16 protein-coding genes and 1 rRNA gene are annotated in these 16,535 nt (G+C 53.4%); 10 read left to right on the top strand and 7 right to left on the bottom strand.

What is annotated here, in order from left to right; genetic code table 11:
* The first annotated feature begins 10 nt into the window (after positions 1-10).
* The 10 genes from rrf to DCS96_RS15205 all read left to right on the top strand — a co-directional run bounded on the left by rrf (position 11) and on the right by DCS96_RS15205 (position 7,936).
* Positions 11-125, top strand: a 5S ribosomal RNA gene (gene rrf, locus DCS96_RS15250).
* 234 nt (positions 126-359) lie between these two features.
* Positions 360-536, top strand: a complete 177-nt coding sequence (locus tag DCS96_RS15245; protein ID WP_157953644.1) for a hypothetical protein — start codon at positions 360-362, stop codon at positions 534-536.
* Positions 537-608: 72 nt separating this feature from the next.
* Positions 609-785, top strand: coding sequence for a DNA recombination protein RmuC (rmuC, locus tag DCS96_RS15240; protein ID WP_198650101.1), 177 nt, complete (start codon positions 609-611; stop codon positions 783-785).
* A 66-nt stretch (positions 786-851) separates the two neighbouring features.
* A protein-coding gene (locus tag DCS96_RS15235) for an IS3 family transposase (protein WP_116475254.1) occupies positions 852-1,939 on the top strand; the annotation gives its coding sequence in 2 pieces (ribosomal slippage) (positions 852-1,107 and positions 1,107-1,939; 1,089 coding nt in all).
* Positions 1,940-2,176: 237 nt separating this feature from the next.
* Positions 2,177-3,187, top strand: a complete 1,011-nt coding sequence (dctP, locus tag DCS96_RS15230; RefSeq protein ID WP_198650095.1) for a TRAP transporter substrate-binding protein DctP — start codon at positions 2,177-2,179, stop codon at positions 3,185-3,187.
* A 17-nt stretch (positions 3,188-3,204) separates the two neighbouring features.
* Complete coding sequence (locus tag DCS96_RS15225) at positions 3,205-3,711, top strand: TRAP transporter small permease (protein WP_116475253.1); 507 nt, start codon at positions 3,205-3,207, stop codon at positions 3,709-3,711.
* A 1-nt stretch (position 3,712) separates the two neighbouring features.
* Complete coding sequence (locus DCS96_RS15220) at positions 3,713-5,002, top strand: TRAP transporter large permease (RefSeq protein ID WP_116475252.1); 1,290 nt, start codon at positions 3,713-3,715, stop codon at positions 5,000-5,002.
* Positions 5,003-5,011: 9 nt separating this feature from the next.
* Entirely contained in the window at positions 5,012-5,416 is a 405-nt protein-coding gene (locus DCS96_RS15215; RefSeq protein WP_116475251.1) for an OsmC family protein, read from the top strand.
* Between the two features lie 5 nt (positions 5,417-5,421).
* Entirely contained in the window at positions 5,422-5,757 is a 336-nt protein-coding gene (locus tag DCS96_RS15210) for a GYD domain-containing protein (protein WP_116475250.1), read from the top strand.
* Positions 5,758-6,556: 799 nt separating this feature from the next.
* A complete protein-coding gene (locus tag DCS96_RS15205; protein ID WP_116475249.1) occupies positions 6,557-7,936 on the top strand; it encodes a PhoH family protein in 1,380 nt (459 codons plus the stop codon).
* On the opposite strand, the gene thiQ is transcribed toward DCS96_RS15205, so the two are convergent.
* The 7 genes from thiQ to leuA form a co-directional block, all read right to left on the bottom strand.
* Positions 7,933-8,628: a thiamine ABC transporter ATP-binding protein gene (gene thiQ / locus DCS96_RS15200; protein ID WP_116475248.1), complete on the bottom strand. Its 696-nt coding sequence runs from the start codon at positions 8,626-8,628 to the stop codon at positions 7,933-7,935. The genes DCS96_RS15205 and thiQ overlap by 4 nt on opposite strands.
* The gene (thiP, locus tag DCS96_RS15195; protein WP_116475247.1) at positions 8,615-10,213 is read right to left on the bottom strand and encodes a thiamine/thiamine pyrophosphate ABC transporter permease; all 1,599 of its coding nucleotides are present in this window, start codon (positions 10,211-10,213) and stop codon (positions 8,615-8,617) included. Before thiP ends, thiQ begins: the two co-directional genes overlap by 14 nt.
* The gene (thiB, locus tag DCS96_RS15190; protein WP_116475246.1) at positions 10,213-11,202 is read right to left on the bottom strand and encodes a thiamine ABC transporter substrate binding subunit; all 990 of its coding nucleotides are present in this window, start codon (positions 11,200-11,202) and stop codon (positions 10,213-10,215) included. The genes thiP and thiB overlap by 1 nt, the downstream gene beginning before the upstream one ends.
* A gap of 235 nt (positions 11,203-11,437) precedes the next feature.
* On the bottom strand, positions 11,438-12,037 hold the full coding sequence (gene leuD, locus DCS96_RS15185; protein ID WP_116475245.1) for a 3-isopropylmalate dehydratase small subunit: 600 nt from the start codon (positions 12,035-12,037) through the stop codon (positions 11,438-11,440).
* Between the two features lie 10 nt (positions 12,038-12,047).
* Positions 12,048-13,445 (bottom strand): 3-isopropylmalate dehydratase large subunit, encoded by a 1,398-nt coding sequence (leuC, locus tag DCS96_RS15180; protein WP_116475244.1) that lies wholly within the window; start codon positions 13,443-13,445, stop codon positions 12,048-12,050.
* Positions 13,445-14,545, bottom strand: coding sequence for a 3-isopropylmalate dehydrogenase (leuB, locus tag DCS96_RS15175; protein ID WP_116475243.1), 1,101 nt, complete (start codon positions 14,543-14,545; stop codon positions 13,445-13,447). The genes leuC and leuB overlap by 1 nt, the downstream gene beginning before the upstream one ends.
* Positions 14,546-14,547: 2 nt before the next feature.
* Entirely contained in the window at positions 14,548-16,113 is a 1,566-nt protein-coding gene (leuA, locus tag DCS96_RS15170) for a 2-isopropylmalate synthase (RefSeq protein ID WP_116475242.1), read from the bottom strand.
* Positions 16,114-16,535: the final 422 nt, after the last annotated feature.

Genomic DNA, 16,535 nt, shown 5'->3' with positions numbered 1-16,535 from the left:
CCAGTTTATGCCTGGCGGCGATAGCGTTGTGGTCCCACCTGATCCCATGCCGAACTCAGAAGTGAAACGCACCCGCGCCGATGATAGTGTGGCAGCTGCCATGTGAAAGTAGGTCACTGCCAGGCACCCAATAGAAAAGCCCGATACTGCTGTGTCGGGCTTTTTTGCGTCTGTGCAAAATGTGAGGGGAGAAGCATTTCTCTTATAGTATTCTGGGAAGCTAACCGGCCAGGTTTGCCCTCTCTGGAACATATTTTCGTCACCCGTTCCGCACTCTCGGTAAAGGTATTCCAAGCCTCGCAAACGCTATCCACAATGCCTTCATAATGGGTGTAAACCCGATTGGCAAGACAATGCTGATGCATCCAGAATTGTCTTGCTCTATCGAGTTTAATTCTGGGGAATACGGCGGCAATTTGATGATGCTGACGTTATTTATTAAATGCAGCGGCGATATCATCGGTATGCCAGCCAGCACCATCCATTATCACGACCGCATGCCTGCCCGGCTCCGTCAGGTAGGAGCGTTTGCCTGATGGAGCGGTATGAATTGAGAGGTTCACGTACCGTTCAGCGAGAGCCCGTGGGGGAGATTCCCTTGGTCTACTCTGGCTGCTCATACTCGCGCCGTGAGTGATCGAATCAACGAGCTGGCCGATAAACATTATTTCACGCTGCCAGGCCTCAGCTCGCCCGAGGTGGTGATCATGTTTATTCCCATTGAGTCGGCTTATGTAGAGGCACTAAAAAATGACGAGGCCCTGTTACAGAGAGCCAGACGGTAATCCCCCCGAAAAACAGCAGTGATCAAAAGTAGAATTTTCCGTAAGCTACACGCAGGGAGATTCTGCATGAAGAAATCACGTTTTTCCGACAGCCAGATTATGTCGATACTCAAGCAAGCCGAGAACGGCGTGCCGGTTCCGGAACTGTGCCGTGAGCATGGCATGAGCAGTGCCAGCTTTTACAAATGGCGCGCCAAGTTCGGCGGTATGGACGCGTCGATGATGGCCCGCTTGAAAGAGTTGGAGGATGAGAACCGCCGACTCAAAAAGATGTATGCCGAGGAGCGCATCAAGGCCGAGATCCGTAAGGAAGCGCTTGAGGGAAAGTTGTAAAGCCATCTCACCGCCGCGAGATGGCGACATGCGCGGTTGAGCGGCACGGCATCAGCGTACGGCTGGCATGCGAGGCCCTGGGCATTAGCGAGACCTGCTATCGGTACCAGGCAAAGCTCAGCGACGACAATGCCGAGATTGCTGACTGGCTGGTACGGTTGACCCATAACCAGCGGAATTGGGGCTTTGGCCTGTGCTTTTTGCATCTTCGAAACGTCAAAGGATTTGGCTGGAATCACAAACGGGTCTACCGGATTTACCGGGAGCTGGAGCTGAACCTTCGCATCAAGCCCAAGAAGCGCCTGGTTCGTGAAAAGCCTGAGCCATTGGCCGTGCCGGAAACGATTAATGATAGTTGGTCGATGGACTTCATGCACGACCAGCTCAACGATGGACGCAGTTACCGGCTGCTGAATGTGATCGATGATTTTAACCGCGAGGGGCTTGGCATCGAAGTGGACTTCTCGCTTCCGGCCGAGCGGGTTATCCGATCACTGGAGCAGATCATGGAATGGCGAGGCAAACCGCGTTCTATCCGCTGTGACAACGGACCTGAGTACATCAGCGGCAAGCTGTCAGCCTGGGCTGAAAAACGGGCGATCAAACTGGCATTTATCCAGCCCGGAAAACCGCAGCAAAATGCCTACATCGAACGCTACAACCGAACGGTCCGTTACGATTGGCTGGCCCAGTATCTGTTCGACAGCACCGAAGAAGTCCAGGATTATGCCACCCGTTGGCTCTGGCACTACAATCACGAACGACCCAATATGGGACTTGGAGGAATTACTCCTCAACAGAAGTTGGCTATGATGGCCTGAGGTCTACTTTTGAACCCCGCTAAAAATGGGGGGATTACCAGACCATCTTAGGCACCATAGCCATCCGTTTAAAGATAGCTGTCATAGTTATTCAATCAAACGTTCGTTTTTGTTTGCATTTTGTTACAATAACCATGGGGTTATACGTTATAACCAAAGGTGTTTGGAGTGGTAGAGTGAATTAATTTACAGTACGCCACAAATAAAAAAACGAACTAAACAAGGAAAGGTTTTGCAGTGAAAACATTCAGCAAGTATCTTCTGGCTGGGGTAAGTGCCAGCTTGATATCGATGTCAGCCGCTCAAGCACAAGAGTGGCGTTTTAATAACTTCCTACCTGAAACTCGACCTGAAACAAAAGAACTTGAACAGTATGCGGCGGATGTAAAAGCAAAAACAAACGGCGAAATTGATATCAAAATTTTTAGTGGTAGTTCTTTAGGTTTGAAGAACACTGACGTTTTACGTTTTTTACCTCGTGGCGCAGTAGATATGAGCTTGGCGTGGGCGAATTACCTAGGTCGCGACGCTGAAAGCTTAAGTACGGTTATGGTTCAGGGTACTATTGGTTCGGTAGAAGAGCTGAATGCAGCACTGCCAGAAGTGAAGAAGATTTATGCTGAAGAGTTTTCTGACTGGGATGTGGCAATTACCGGTTATGTTGCATTGCCTATGCTAGAAGCATCTATCTTCTGTCGTGAAGACCCAATTAACTCTCTTGAAGATCTTCGTGGTAAGAAGCTGCGAGTGTGGGCGAAAGATCAGGTTGATACATTTGGCCGTCTGGGCATTTCAGCGCAAATTATTCCTCAAGAAGAAATGTACGTTGCAATGAAAACAGGTGTTGTAGATTGTGCGGTTTACCCTGCGCTATACGCCCACACGGTTTCTCTACAAGAAGTAAGTAGATACGCTGCTTATCTGTACCCAATGGCATCTGGTCCATACATTTTAGGTATGTCTCAACGTAAGTGGGATTCACTATCTAAAGAACATCAACAAGCGCTGACTGAAGCGGGTGATGCAATTTGGGCTCGCACTAACTCATACGAAGAAGATCACCAGAAAGAACTGGATGCACGAGCTAAGTTAGTGAAAGGTGGTGTTCAATGGCTTGATGATTTCTCGGCAGAAGACCGCAAAGAATTCACTGCTGCTATTACTGAAGTATGGGGTGAACTTGCGAATGAGGCGGGTGGTAAAGCGCCTGAATATCGTGAGCGTGTACTAAAAGCCTTGGGTCGTTAATCACACCGAGACCAAATATGAATTTATTTTCATCATTAATTGATAAAGGGCTGAAGCATACAGCCTTTTTTCTTTCTATACTTTCTGCCCTCTCCCTGGTTGCGATCCTTGTTGTAATTGTTTCGAGTGTTGTATTGCGGAAATTATTTAATACTCCCCTTTTCTTTACTGAAGAATTAGTCGGTCTGTTGATGAGTGCGAGCTTATTTCTTGCATTACCGATGGTAACCATCAAAGGTCAGCATATTCGCGTAACCCTGTTACTGGATTCCCTGAAAGAACGTGTTCCGTTTCTCTCAACGATATTGGTGCTATTTGGTATTCTGGTTGGGATTAGTTTTACTAGCTGGATCTTTTGGGAAGCAATTCCGTGGATGGAGTTTGCAATCAAAAGAGAGCTTAAATCAGAAACCGCGCGCATCTTGCTTTATCCATTAATGTCAGTTGTACCGATTTCAATGGGACTGTGCGGCATTATTTACTTCGCAAGAATATTTGGCCTTCTTAAACTAGAGGAACGTTAAGATGTTTTGGACGACCCTCGTCTCTGTATTAGTTGCAACCGCGAGTAGTGGGATTGCACTTGGGGCTGCTTTGGGTTTCACCGGCCTAATTATTTTGCACTTTTTCAATTATGGTTCTGCCTACCTTGCGGTAGATACCATTTGGGGTATTTTTAACTCATTTACGCTTAGTGCTGTTCCGATGTTCATTCTGCTGGGTGAAATTTTGTTAAGAAGCGGGCTAAGTGAGCGCGCCTATACTGCATTTACTCCTATTTTTGCCCGCGTTCCGGGCGGGTTGCTGCATTCCAATGTTGCGGTTTGTACTTTATTTGGAGCGGTCAGTGGCTCAAGTTTATCAACGGCTGCGGCGATTGGTTCGGTTGCTTATCCTGAACTAAAAAAACGGGGTTACAACAAAGAAGCTGTAGTGGGAAGCCTTGCTGGCGCAGGTACGCTGGGGCTGCTTATTCCGCCAAGTCTGTCGCTATTAATTTTCGGTGCGCTGACTGAAACGTCTATTGGTCGACTTTTCGCTGCGGGTATTGTTCCGGGCATTATGGTGAGTGCGCTCTTTATGCTATATATCCTATTATGCAGTATGAAGAACCCTTTAATCGCCCCTAGAGATAACATCTCATACAGCCTGAAATACATTCTTGCAGGAATGATGCGTGTATGGCCAATCATGCTGCTTATTCTGGCTATTATGGGCAGCATTATGTTTGGTATTGCCACGCCTACCGAAGCCGCAGGTGTTGGTGTTGCAGTCGCTATTGTCATCTCGTTTGTATGGGGAGACCTGACTGTAAAAGGGCTGGTGGAGTCTGTCTACCGTAGCGCTTTGATGTTTGCTTCTATCGGTTTCATTGTTTTGGGCGCGACCATTCTTTCTCAATCAGTCAGTATATTGGGTGTTCCACAAGCGATTTTAGAAGCAGCAATTGACAGTGGATTAGGTAAGTACGGGGTCTTCCTACTTATCGTTCTAATTTACGTGATGTTTGGCTGTGTATTTGACGGCTTATCACTGATGATCATGACGATACCAATTGTGTTCCCGCTATTAACCGGCCTTGGTTTTGACCCGATTTGGGTAGGTGTGATGATCACCATATTGATTGAAATTGGTCAGGTGACTCCACCGGTTGGTTTAAACCTTTCAGTCTTAACTGCTGTGACAAATGGCGAAATCAGTTTAGGTCGCACGGCTATCGCGACCATACCATATTGGGGAATCTTATTACTGGCGATCGTGATTATTACGATGATGCCAAATGTCGTTTTGATTTTACCCAACACAATATTTTAAGGGGTATTTATGGGGATTAAAGTAAAACCTTCAAGCTACGGGCCGGCCACCGCTCATCTTGATGAGAACGGTGTTATTCGATTTTGCCTGAATGATAGTGAGTTAACAGCAACGCCTTCATTAGATAGCCCGGCGGTAACGCTGTTGTACTCGATTGCGTCTTGTATGGTTTTGTCACTGCAAATGGTTTCAAAGCGTAAAAAAATCGAAATTCAACCATTTAGTTTTGAAGTTACTGCTCACAAAGGCAGTGAATTACCAGCTCGTTTTGCTCATTATGACATCGTACTAAGCCGCAATGTGCACGAAGACCAGGAAGTGGCGAAGAAACTTCTGAAAGACGCAAAATCCATCTGTACCATCAGCAATAGTGTGTCTGGTACGTTTAAACTTTGTCTGGAAGGTGAGGAATAAAAGTCATGGCTTTAGAAACCTATTTAGTTCAAGTTGCTTTTACAGCAGATGCAATGGCAGGTCTGGTAAAGAATCCGGAAAACCGACTAAGCAGCATGATTCCTATTGTGGAAAAAATGGGCGGGCGTTTTATTGGCAGCTGGATTTCTTTTAGTGAGTATGACTCTATCGCGGTCATTGAAATGCCAGATCAGGTACACATTAAGGCATTTTCAATGGCTGCGATGGCTGGAGGCGGTCTGCGTCATTTCCACATCACACCTATGATGTCTTTCGAAAAAGGTGTGGAAGCAATGAAGCTGGCGGGTGATTTAGCTTATCAGGCACCACAAGAAGATTAGATGTAGAAAAAATAGAAGTGGTATTAAGCCGCTTCAGCCTGACGACAGTAAGCGCCATTAAATCAGCACCCTTGCTTTCAGCCGGATAATATTACTGTTTTTGAGATAGCTCAGCAGCAACCTGCCAGGGCGAGCAACAACTATTGACCTAATGCCTATAACTTAATAAATTTTTCATAATAAGCTATTGATATATATGACTAATTATTAGCAGGCACATTGCATCTCGAGGACAAGGTCAGTAAAGGGAACATGGTGTTTTCCGCTTCTGCGGAGCACTCACTTGCACATGGCAAAAGCAACGCCTTTTCAACGTCGAGCGGCCCTCGCCCTGCGAGGGGGCGGACTGCCAGGGAACCAATAGATAAGCCCGATACTGCTGTATGGGGCTGTTTTTCGTTTCGGTGGCCGGCACCTTTCACATGGCAAAGGTAGACTCAGGGTCGCAGAGACCTCTGTACTGTGAAAGGTGGGCGAGGTGTGCCCGGAAAAGGCTCTGCCTTGAAAGCCGGCGAGCGAGCCGTTCCCGAGTCATGCCGGGCAGTCCATTGAACAGCCCTTCACCGATGTGAAGGGCTTTGTCGTTCTGCATTCTATTGCGTTGAGCACCCTCTCCGTCTTGCCTCGTGGTCATCTTGCTTTTGTAAGTTTTCAGCCATACCGAGAAAAGAACCCTTGCCGATTCAGTAAAAGCGTTTTAGGTTAAACGTAATAAAGCTGTCATCTTGCTATCACCTTTACATGGTGTAACTGATAAAGCCGATGAACATTACAGGGGCTTAGCCCGGGGAGAATGCCTATGGACGGCAATGACCGTAAGCGCTTTATTCTGGATACCAATGTACTCCTGCACGAACCCCTCTCCATCTACTCCTTCAAGGAACACAATGTCGTTATTCCCATGACGGTCCTGGAGGAGCTTGACCGCATCAAGGACAGGCAGAAAGATGTCAGCCGCGACGCTCGTGTCGCCATCCGTACCCTGGAAGATATTTTTCACGATGCCACCCCGGAGCAGATTATCGCCGGGGTTCCACTGGGACTGAAGGACGATGAGGCGTCCGGCTCCATCGCCATTATTTCCGATCGACACCTGCCGGAAGGCTATTCGATGTTTACCGATGATGAAGCGGATAACCGCATCATCAATACCGCCCTCTACCTGCAAAAACATAATGCCGATGGCATGGCGGTACTGGTAACCAAAGACATCAATATGCGACTCAAGGCCAAGGGCGCCGGACTGGAGCATGTGGAAGACTATCGCTCCGACCAGCTGATCGACGATATTCGTCTGCTTTCAAAGGGCTTCAATCATATCAGTGACAGCTTTTGGGACAAGGTAGGTGAATGCGAGAGCGAAGCCCACGGCCGCGAGGTGATTCACATGGTGGCCGACGAGTTGCTGCCGGGAGCCCATACCAACCAGTATCTGATCGATGATGGTGACGATTTTGCTGGTCGGGTACTGAGCCGGGAAAATGACAAGGTGCGCTTCATCGATCTGGGGCGGGAACGAATGATGGGTCGCAAGGCCTGGGGCATACAGCCCAAGAATATCTATCAGGCAATGGCGCTGGATGCCCTGATGGATCCCCATATTGAACTGGTGATACTGACCGGTCCGGCAGGCTGCGGCAAGACCCTGCTGGCAATGGCCTCGGCGCTGGAAATGACCATTGAAAAGGGGGTATACGATCGGGTTATCGTTACCCGCAACACTCCGGAAATTGCCGAAAGTATCGGCTTCCTGCCCGGTACCGAAGAAGAAAAGATGGCACCCTGGCTGGCGGCCATTACCGATACTCTGGAGGTGTTGCACAAGCAGGATGAATGTATGGATGGCTCGCTCAGCTATATTATGGGCAAGGCCAATATCCAGTTTAAATCCGTCAACTTTATGCGCGGACGCAGCATCCAGAATACCTTTGTGCTGTTGGATGAATGCCAGAACCTGACGGCGTCCCAGCTGAAGACCATCATTACCCGCTGCGGCGAGGGCACCAAGCTGGTGTGTTCCGGGAACCTGGCTCAGATTGACTCCAGCTACCTGACCCCGGTGACCTCAGGGCTGACCTATATAGTGGAGCGTTTTAAAGACTTCGAGGGAAGTGCCAATATCTATCTGAATGGCGTGGTGCGTAGCCGTCTGGCCTCTTTTGCCGAGGAAAATCTCTAACTGCCCAGATAGGCCTTCAATTCTTCAGTGCGGGGGGCTGACAACAGCTCCCTGCCACCGTTTTCCACAATGCTGCCACTGTGCACGAAAGCGATGTTGTCGGCTACCCTGACGGCTTCCTCCGGGTGGTGGGTGACCAGCAAGACGGCCAGCTCCTGTGCGTCTGTTTGCTGCCGCAGCAGGCTCAGCAATTCGAAGCGCAAGGCGGGATCCAGGGCGGAGAAAGGTTCATCGAGTAACAATAGCGGCTTGCGCCGTACCAGGCTGCGCGCCAGGCCTACCCTTTGCTGCTGCCCTCCGGACAGGGTCCCCGGTTTACGTGCCAATAAGGCCGCCAGGCCCAGCTGTTCGGCCGCCTGCTGTACCTGGCTTTCTTGTTCCGTGGTCAGCCTGAGTGATGGTGACAGGCCAATGGCGATATTCTGATATACGCTCATATGCCAGAATAGATTATGGTCCTGGAACAGGGTGGTAATGGGGCGCTCGGCAGGTGACATTCCCAGCAGGCTGTGGCCATTGAAGGACAGGGTGCCAGAGTCGACCCTGGCGAAGCCGGCCACCATGGACAACAGCGTGGATTTGCCGGCACCACTTGGGCCGATCAGAGCCGTGATTTTCCCTGGTTTCACCTGCAGGGTGAAGCACAGACTTTGCTCCGGGTAGCGGCTGGTGAGCCGGTCAAGTTCGAGCATCTTTTCCTCCCAGTACCCGTTCAGTCAGGATAAACAGCCCCATGCTCAACACCAGCAGTACCAGGGCTGTAGCGGCGGCCTGCTCCATTCGGTAGCTGCCGAGTTGCTGATACAGCAGCCAGGGCAGGGTCTGCAGGTGCTGGCTGCCGAACAGGGCTATTGCGCTTAGATCACCGACCGACAACATCATCGACAGGGCCAGGGCGAGGGCAATCGGCTTGCGCAGCAAGGGCCATTCTACCTGGTGAATACGGGCCAGACCGCTGATGCCCAGGCTGGCACAGAGCCGGTCATGCTGCCGGGCCACGCGCTCCATCGGTAATTGCAGGGCCCGCAGTGCGTAAGGCAGGGCCATCAGCCCATTGACCAACAATACCAGTATTGTCCCCAGGCTGAATACATCTGTTACTCCTCGCAGCAGGATAAAGAGCCCGGTCGACAGCACCACGGCGGGTAAAACCAGGATGACGGAGCCCAGGGCTTCCATCAGGGCGGCGGAGCCTGTTTTCTGGAGGTGCAGCCGCAGGTAACGGCTGCTGGTCAGCAGGCCAAGGGTTAAGAGTACGGAAAGCAGACCCGCCCCCAACGCGATTTTCAGTGAACTGAGGGTCGCCTGCCATAGTTCGCTGGAGAGGAGTGCGGGCCATAGCTTGGGATTGATGCCGGCCGCGACAATCGCCAGCAGGGGCGGCAGAAACAGGCTCAGGCTGAGCAGCATGACCAATGTATCCGTCAAGCGGGCGCCCAGGTGATGTTTGTCCGGCCGATCTGGCTGACGGTGCCCGGGGCCGGCGGGCTGAATGGGCCTGGTCAGCCAATGCTGCAGCAGCAGGAAACCGCCGCACAATATCAGCTGTAGCAAGGCCAATGTCCCCGCCAGCGGCAGATCGAAATCAAAGCGTAGTGCCTGATAGATGGCCACTTCCAGGGTGGTGGATTTGGGGCCGCCCCCCAGGGCCATCACGGTGGCGAAACTGGTAAAGCAGAGCATGAAGATCAGACTGGCAAGTGCGGGCAGGGCTGCACGTATCGCCGGCCACTCCAGCCAACGGAACAGGTGGTGGGAGCGAAAACCGAGCTGGCCGGCCAGGCGCCAGCTGGCCTCGGGAATTGCTTCCAGCGTCTGCAACAGGATGCGGGCCGCCAGCGGCATATTAAAAAAGACATGGGCCAGCAGTATGCCGTTCAAACCATAGAGGTAGCCGACGGGTTCAACCCCCAGCGCCATCAACAGCTGGCTGACCCAGCCCTGGCGGCCATGGACGGCCACTATGCCAAATACCGCCAGGATTACCGGCAGCACCAGGGATAATCCGAACAGCTTGATCAGCAGGCTCCGCCCGAGAAAGCGCCGCCGGGACAGGGCGCGAGCCAGGGGAATGGCCAATGCCAGGCTCAGCAGGGTCGAAAGCCCAGCCTGGTAGAAGCTGAACCAGAGCACATGGCGCAGATAGCTGTCGGCCAGTAAATCGGTAAAGGTAAACTTGGGCACCTGAACCAAAAGGGCCCCTATGGGCCCTGTTATCAATAGCAGGATCAGGCTCAGGCTGACCGCACCCGGCAGCCACCACCAGCGGACGGGCATCAGTGGGCGACGCTGTTAAGCCATTGGCGCACCCAGCGCTGGCGATGCTCGGCCACTTCTTCCGCGCTGAAACTCAGGCTGCTGGCGGGCTGTACCAGCTCATCGAAGCCGGCAGGCAAGGGGGTGTCGATCACCGGATACATCCAGTTACCGGTGGCAATGTGCTGCTGGAAGCCGGGGCCGACCATAAACTGCAGGAAGTGATCGGCCAGTTCCGGCTGCCGGCTGGTTTTTACCTTGGCGGCCACCTCCACCTGCAGGTAGTGGCCTTCGCTGAAGCCGGCGGCCCGGTATTGAGTCTTCTGCTCGGCTTCGATGTGATAGGCGGGTGAGGTGGTGTAGGACAGCACCATGTCCGCCTCGCCTTTCAGGAACATGCCATAGGCTTCGCTCCAGCCCTTGGTCACCGACACGGTGCGCTTGGCCAGGTTCTGCCAGACGTCGGGCGCCTGCTCACCATACAGCTGTTGTACCCACAGTAGCAACCCAAGGCCCGGGGTGCTGGTACGGGGATCCTGATAGAGCAGGCTAAGATCGTCCCGTTCCAGCAGTTCGGCAAAGCTGGCCGGTGGGGTGTCCAGCCGGTCGGCATCATAGACAAAGGCGAAATAACCGTAGTCGAAGGGTACAAACAGGCGGTCATTCCATCCGCCGGGCAGCTGAATGCCGTCGAATTCAACCTTGTGCTCGGCGAGCAGCCCGGTTTCCTTGGCGGCCTGCAGCAGGTTGTTGTCGAGTCCCAGCACCAGGTCGGCCTGGGTACTGTCACCTTCGAGACGCAAGCGGTTGAGGATGGAGACGCCATCATCGAGGGCGACGAATTTCAGCTGACAATCACATTCGGCTTCGAAGCTTTCCTTGATGGCCGGACCGGGGCCCCAATCGGATGCGAATGAGCCGTAGGTATAGACGGTCAGGGTCGGCTCCGCGGCCAGGGTCTGGCCGGAGAATAATAATGGCAAGGAAAGGGCGAGTAGCTTCTTTTTCATTTGGTCACTCCTGGTTGACCGGGGTGGCCATCTGCTCAAATGCCTGTGCCGGCATAAACCGGGCAGTACATGAGTATGCGCTCAGCGGTTGACCGCAGCCCCCTTTTGAGAATAGGTGTTATTGTAGAGAGCTTTGCCAACACAGACCAGTGCCTTTTCAACAAGATATGTGTGTCAACGACGAGCCAGATAATAAAACGCCGGCATCATGCCGGCGTTTTCGATTCAGTCTGGTTTACAGCCAGCCGGGCTGCCTGGCCTCATAGGCGTCGATTTGATCCTTGTGCTGCAGGGTCAGGCCGATGTTGTCCAGGCCATTGAGCAGACAGTAACGACGGAACTCGTCAATCTCGAAAGAGAAGGTATGCTCGCCGGCGCGCACCTGCTGGGCTTCCAGATCCACTGTTACCTCGGCGCCCCTGTTGGCCGTCACATAGGCAAACAGGGTGTCTACCTCGGCGTCGGTGAGCCGAACCGGTACCATGCCGTTATTGATGGCATTGCCGTAGAATATATCGGCAAAACTGGGTGCGATAATGGCCTTGAGACCGAAATCGGCCAGTGCCCAGGGCGCATGTTCACGGCTGGAGCCACAGCCGAAGTTTTCCCTGGTCAGCAGTATGCTGGCCTGATCATAAGGCGCCTGGTTCAGCACAAAGTCCGGATTGGGTTGCAGGCCGGCATCGTCCAGGAAGCGCGAGTCATGGAACAGGTGTTTGCCAAAGCCGGAACGGGTCACCTTCTGCAGAAACTGCTTGGGAATGATTTGATCCGTATCTACGTTGGCCGCATCCAGGGGGGCGGCGATACCTGTTAATTGCTTGAATCCGCTCATTTAAAACCCCTTATAAATCCCGAATATCGACAAAGTGACCAAACACGGCGGCGGCGGCAGCCATCGCCGGGCTTACCAGGTGGGTGCGGCCACCCCGGCCCTGACGGCCTTCAAAGTTGCGGTTGCTGGTGGCGGCGCAGCGCTCACCCGGCGCCAGCCGATCATTGTTCATGGCCAGGCACATGGAGCAACCGGGCAGACGCCATTCGAAGCCGGCTTCGGTAAAGATTTTATCAAGTCCCTCGGCTTCTGCCTGGGCCTTGACCTGCTGGGAGCCCGGCACTACCAGGGCCTGTACTCCGGCGGCGACCTTGCGACCCTTGGCAATGGCGGCGGCGATGCGCAGGTCTTCAATCCGGCTGTTGGTACAGGAACCGATAAAGACCTTGTCTATGTTCACTTCGGTCAGTTTCTTGCCTGCTTCCAAGGCCATATATTGCAGTGCCTTGGCGGCGGACTGGCGCTCGACCGGATCGGTAAAGTCTTCCGGCACCGGTATGGTGCCGTCGATGGCCATCACCTGGCCCGGGTTGGTGCCCCAGGTTACCTGCGGCGCTATCTCGGCGCCGTTCAATTCCACCACGGCGTCGAACTTGGCGTCGGCATCGGACTTGAGGGTATGCCAGTAGCTGACCGCTTCATCCCAGTCCTTGCCGGTGGGGGCGAAGGGCTTGTCCTTGAGGTAATCGATGGTGGTCTGGTCGGGGGCTATCATACCCGCCTTGGCACCCAGCTCGATGGCCATGTTGCAGATGGTCATACGGGCTTCCATCGACAGGGACTCGATAGCGCTGCCACAGAATTCGACCACATAGCCGGTGCCGCCGGCATGACCGACCTTGCCGATAATCGCCAGTACCAGATCCTTGGCGCTGATACCCGGCTTGAGTTCGCCGCTGATCTCTATCTTCATGGTCTTTGCCCGGCCCTGCTTCAGGGTCTGGGTGGCCATGACATGTTCCACCTCTGAGGTACCGATACCGAAGGCCAGGGCGCCGAAGGCACCGTGGGTGGCGGTATGTGAGTCACCACAGACGATGGTGCTGCCGGGCAGGGTCAGGCCCAGCTCGGGACCGATTACATGCACTATGCCCTGGTACTTGTGGTGCAGGTCGTACAGGGGGACACCGAATTCTTCGCAGTTTTTGGCCAGGGTTTCCATCTGGATGCGGGCCATTTCGCCGGAGGCGGCGATGTCGTTGGTCTGGGTAGACACGTTGTGGTCCATGGTCGCCCAGGTCCGATCCGGTCGGTGCAGCTTGCGGCCTTTTTCCCGCAGGCCGTCAAAGGCCTGGGGCGAGGTAACTTCATGCACCAGGTGGCGGTCGATATAAATCAGCGGTGTCTCACCGGCGACATCGCGCACCAGATGCGCCCCGAAGACTTTCTCATATAAGGTGCTGGCCATTAGTTTGCCCTCCTGATGCGAGTGACTATCTGCTCACCCATTTGACTGGTAGATTGCACCGGATGTTCAGCATTTTCGCTGTGCAGATCACCGGTAAAGTAACCGGCGGCGAGGGTTTCACTGACGGCGCGCTCGATGGCTTGGGCAGCGTCTTCCTGCTTGAAGCTGTAGCGCAGCATGAGTGCTGCGGACAGGATCTGGGCGATGGGGTTGGCAATGCCTTTGCCGGCGATATCCGGGGCTGTGCCGCCGGCCGGTTCGTACAGGCCGAAGCCTTTTTCGTTCAGGCTGACGGAGGGCAGCAGGCCCATGGAGCCGGTGATCATGGCCATCTCGTCGGAGATAATGTCGCCGAACAGGTTGGAGCACAGCAGCACGTCAAACTGGGATGGATCCTTGATCAGCTGCATGGTGGCGTTATCAATATAAATATGATTGAGGGTCACATCCGGGTAGTCCTTGGCGACTTCGATAACCACCTCACGCCACAGGATGGACGCCTGTAGTACGTTGGCCTTGTCCACCGAGGTAACGAGGCCGCGACGACCGCGGGCGGCTTCGAATGCAAGCCGGGCGATACGCTCGATCTCGAAGCGGTGATAGACCTCGGTATCGAATGCCTTCTCTTCGGGCCCGGCGCCTTCACGCCCCTTGGGCTGGCCGAAGTAGATACCGCCAGTCAGCTCACGCATGCACACGATATCGAAACCGCGGGCGCTGATATCGGCGCGCAGCGGCGAGAAAGACTCCAGACCCTGATAGATACGGGCTGGGCGCATGTTGCAGAACAGCTTGAAATGACCGCGCAGGGGCAGCAGGGCGCCGCGCTCCGGTTGTTCGTTGGGCGGCAGCTTTTCCCACTTGGGGCCACCCACTGAACCGAACAGGATAGCATCGGCGGCCTCACAGCCGGCCAGCGTTGCCGCCGGCAGCGGCGAGCCGTGGTTATCGATGGCGATGCCGCCCACATCAAAGTGGCTCAGTTCCAGGTTGAAACCAAATTCGGCCTGTACCTTGTCCAGCACTTTCAGGGCTTCCGACATTACTTCCGGACCTATACCGTCTCCGGGCAGCACTGCCACCTTATAACTTGCAGTCATACTCACACTGTCTCCATACGAATTTTCTTTTGAATTTCTTCTTTCTTTTCGGCGACCTGCTCGGCCCGCCAGATGCTGTTGATCACATGCACCAGTGCCTGGGCGGAGGATTCGACGATATCGGTTGCCAGCCCCATGCCGTGGAACTTGCGCTCCTTGTATTCGGCGACGATGTCAACCTGGCCAAGGGCGTCCTTACCTTCGCCCTTGCTCTTGAGTTCATATTTATCGATACGGATATCGTAACCGGTAACCCGGTTGATACACTGATATACGGCATCGACAGGACCATTACCCACGGCGGCCTCGTTGACCGTCTCGCCGCCGACCGTCATGCGCACGCTGGCGGTGGACATCACATCGCTACCGGATTGTACACTGAGGTACTTGAGCTTAAACTGCTCCGGCTCTTCGTGGATCTGGCTGAAGAACAGCAGGGCTTCGAGATCATAATCGAACACTTGTCCCTTGCGGTCGGCCAGGGCGAGGAAGCTGGTATACAGGGTATCGAGATCATAGTCCTGCTCGCTGTAGCCCATCTCGTTCATGCGGTGCTTGATCACATGGCGACCGGAGCGGGAGGTCAGGTTCAACTGGTTCTTGGGCAGACCGATACTCTCGGGGGTGATGATCTCGTAGGTATTCTTGTTCTTCAGCATCCCATCCTGGTGAATACCGGAGGAATGAGCGAAGGCGTTGGCGCCGACGATAGCCTTGTTGGGTTGTACCGGCATGTTGCACAGATTACGGACCAGCTGACTGGTGCGATAGATTTCCTGGTGCTTGATATTGGTATGTACCCCGAGCAAGTCGCCACGGGTCTTCATCACCATCGCCACTTCTTCGAGGGAGCAGTTGCCGGCCCGCTCGCCGATACCGTTGATGGTACACTCGATCTGGCGGGCGCCCTGTTGCACGGCCGCGATGGAATTGGCTACCGACATACCCAAATCGTCGTGGCAATGCACCGAGATAATGGCTTTATCAATATTGGGCACTCGATTAAACAGCGCCTGGATGATGCCGCTGAACTCACTGGGGACAGTGTAACCGACGGTATCGGGAATATTGACTGTGGTGGCGCCGGCCTTGATCACCGCTTCTACCATGCGGCACAGGTTGTCGATGGGAGTGCGGCCTGCATCTTCACAGGAAAACTCCACATCGTCGGTGTAACCGCGGGCATGTTTGACCGCATCGACACTCATCTCCAGCACAGAGCCGAAGTCCTTGCGCAGCTTGCTTTGCACATGAATATCGGAAGTGGAGATAAAGGTATGAATACGGAACTGATCCGCGACCCTGAGCGCTTCGCCGGCGGCATCGATATCGGCCTTGAGCGCGCGGGACAGGGCGCAGACCCGGCTGTTCTTGACGTGGCGGGCTATGGTCTGGACCGATTCGAAGTCCCCGGGTGAGGAAATGGGGAAGCCGACTTCCATCACATCAACCCCGAGACGTTCCAGTGCCAGGGCGATTTGCAGCTTTTCTTTTACTGTCAAACTGGCGGACAGGGCCTGTTCACCGTCTCTTAAGGTAGTATCGAAAATAATGACTTGATCTGACATGTCGCTTCCCCTTGTTTGGATCTATGCCGCCCGCGACAGATATAAAAAACCCGTGCGGATAGCACGGGTTTTAACTTGAATATGTGGGTGATGAATCCCAGCTACGCTTGACCCGTGCGCCTGTGCACAATAAGAGTTAGTAGTAGCTGAATGGTTTTTTGCATAGCACTCATCACCGAAAAAAGAATCCGTCAACAACGCTATACCAATATCGAGAAACCGGGCCTGTGTCAACTTATGCCATAAGGCGCCAGAGGCATTCTTGTTGTCAAAGTAGCTGATCAGGCCTTTGATGTTGAATTTATTATTTGTTTTTATGTTATTTGTTGGTGTTTTATTTTGGTATCGTCATTCCTTGTTGGGGTATTCCTCTGTTGTTTATTATTTTTTAAATCAGACTAAATTCTGGCGAGCTTCATCAT

This window comes from Zobellella maritima (genome assembly GCF_003075035.1).
GTDB classification, from domain to species: Bacteria; Pseudomonadota; Gammaproteobacteria; order Enterobacterales; family Aeromonadaceae; genus Oceanimonas; species Oceanimonas maritima.
The sequence above is the reverse complement of the archived record's forward strand: the minus strand, read 5'-3'. Positions and strand labels throughout refer to the sequence as shown.

Excerpts from the sequence above, each read along its gene's own strand:
- DCS96_RS15245 (WP_157953644.1), top strand. The coding sequence starts at position 360 with ATGCATCCAGAATTGTCTTGCTCTATCGAGTTTAATTCTGGGGAATAC.
- DCS96_RS15225 (WP_116475253.1), top strand. The coding sequence starts at position 3,205 with ATGAATTTATTTTCATCATTAATTGATAAAGGGCTGAAGCATACAGCC.
- DCS96_RS15220 (WP_116475252.1), top strand. The coding sequence starts at position 3,713 with ATGTTTTGGACGACCCTCGTCTCTGTATTAGTTGCAACCGCGAGTAGT.
- DCS96_RS15215 (WP_116475251.1), top strand. The coding sequence starts at position 5,012 with ATGGGGATTAAAGTAAAACCTTCAAGCTACGGGCCGGCCACCGCTCAT.
- DCS96_RS15210 (WP_116475250.1), top strand. The coding sequence starts at position 5,422 with ATGGCTTTAGAAACCTATTTAGTTCAAGTTGCTTTTACAGCAGATGCA.
- DCS96_RS15205 (WP_116475249.1), top strand. The coding sequence starts at position 6,557 with ATGGACGGCAATGACCGTAAGCGCTTTATTCTGGATACCAATGTACTC.
- thiQ (WP_116475248.1), bottom strand. The coding sequence starts at position 8,628 with ATGCTCGAACTTGACCGGCTCACCAGCCGCTACCCGGAGCAAAGTCTG.
- thiP (WP_116475247.1), bottom strand. The coding sequence starts at position 10,213 with ATGCCCGTCCGCTGGTGGTGGCTGCCGGGTGCGGTCAGCCTGAGCCTG.
- thiB (WP_116475246.1), bottom strand. The coding sequence starts at position 11,202 with ATGAAAAAGAAGCTACTCGCCCTTTCCTTGCCATTATTATTCTCCGGC.
- leuD (WP_116475245.1), bottom strand. The coding sequence starts at position 12,037 with ATGAGCGGATTCAAGCAATTAACAGGTATCGCCGCCCCCCTGGATGCG.
- leuC (WP_116475244.1), bottom strand. The coding sequence starts at position 13,445 with ATGGCCAGCACCTTATATGAGAAAGTCTTCGGGGCGCATCTGGTGCGC.
- leuB (WP_116475243.1), bottom strand. The coding sequence starts at position 14,545 with ATGACTGCAAGTTATAAGGTGGCAGTGCTGCCCGGAGACGGTATAGGT.
- leuA (WP_116475242.1), bottom strand. The coding sequence starts at position 16,113 with ATGTCAGATCAAGTCATTATTTTCGATACTACCTTAAGAGACGGTGAA.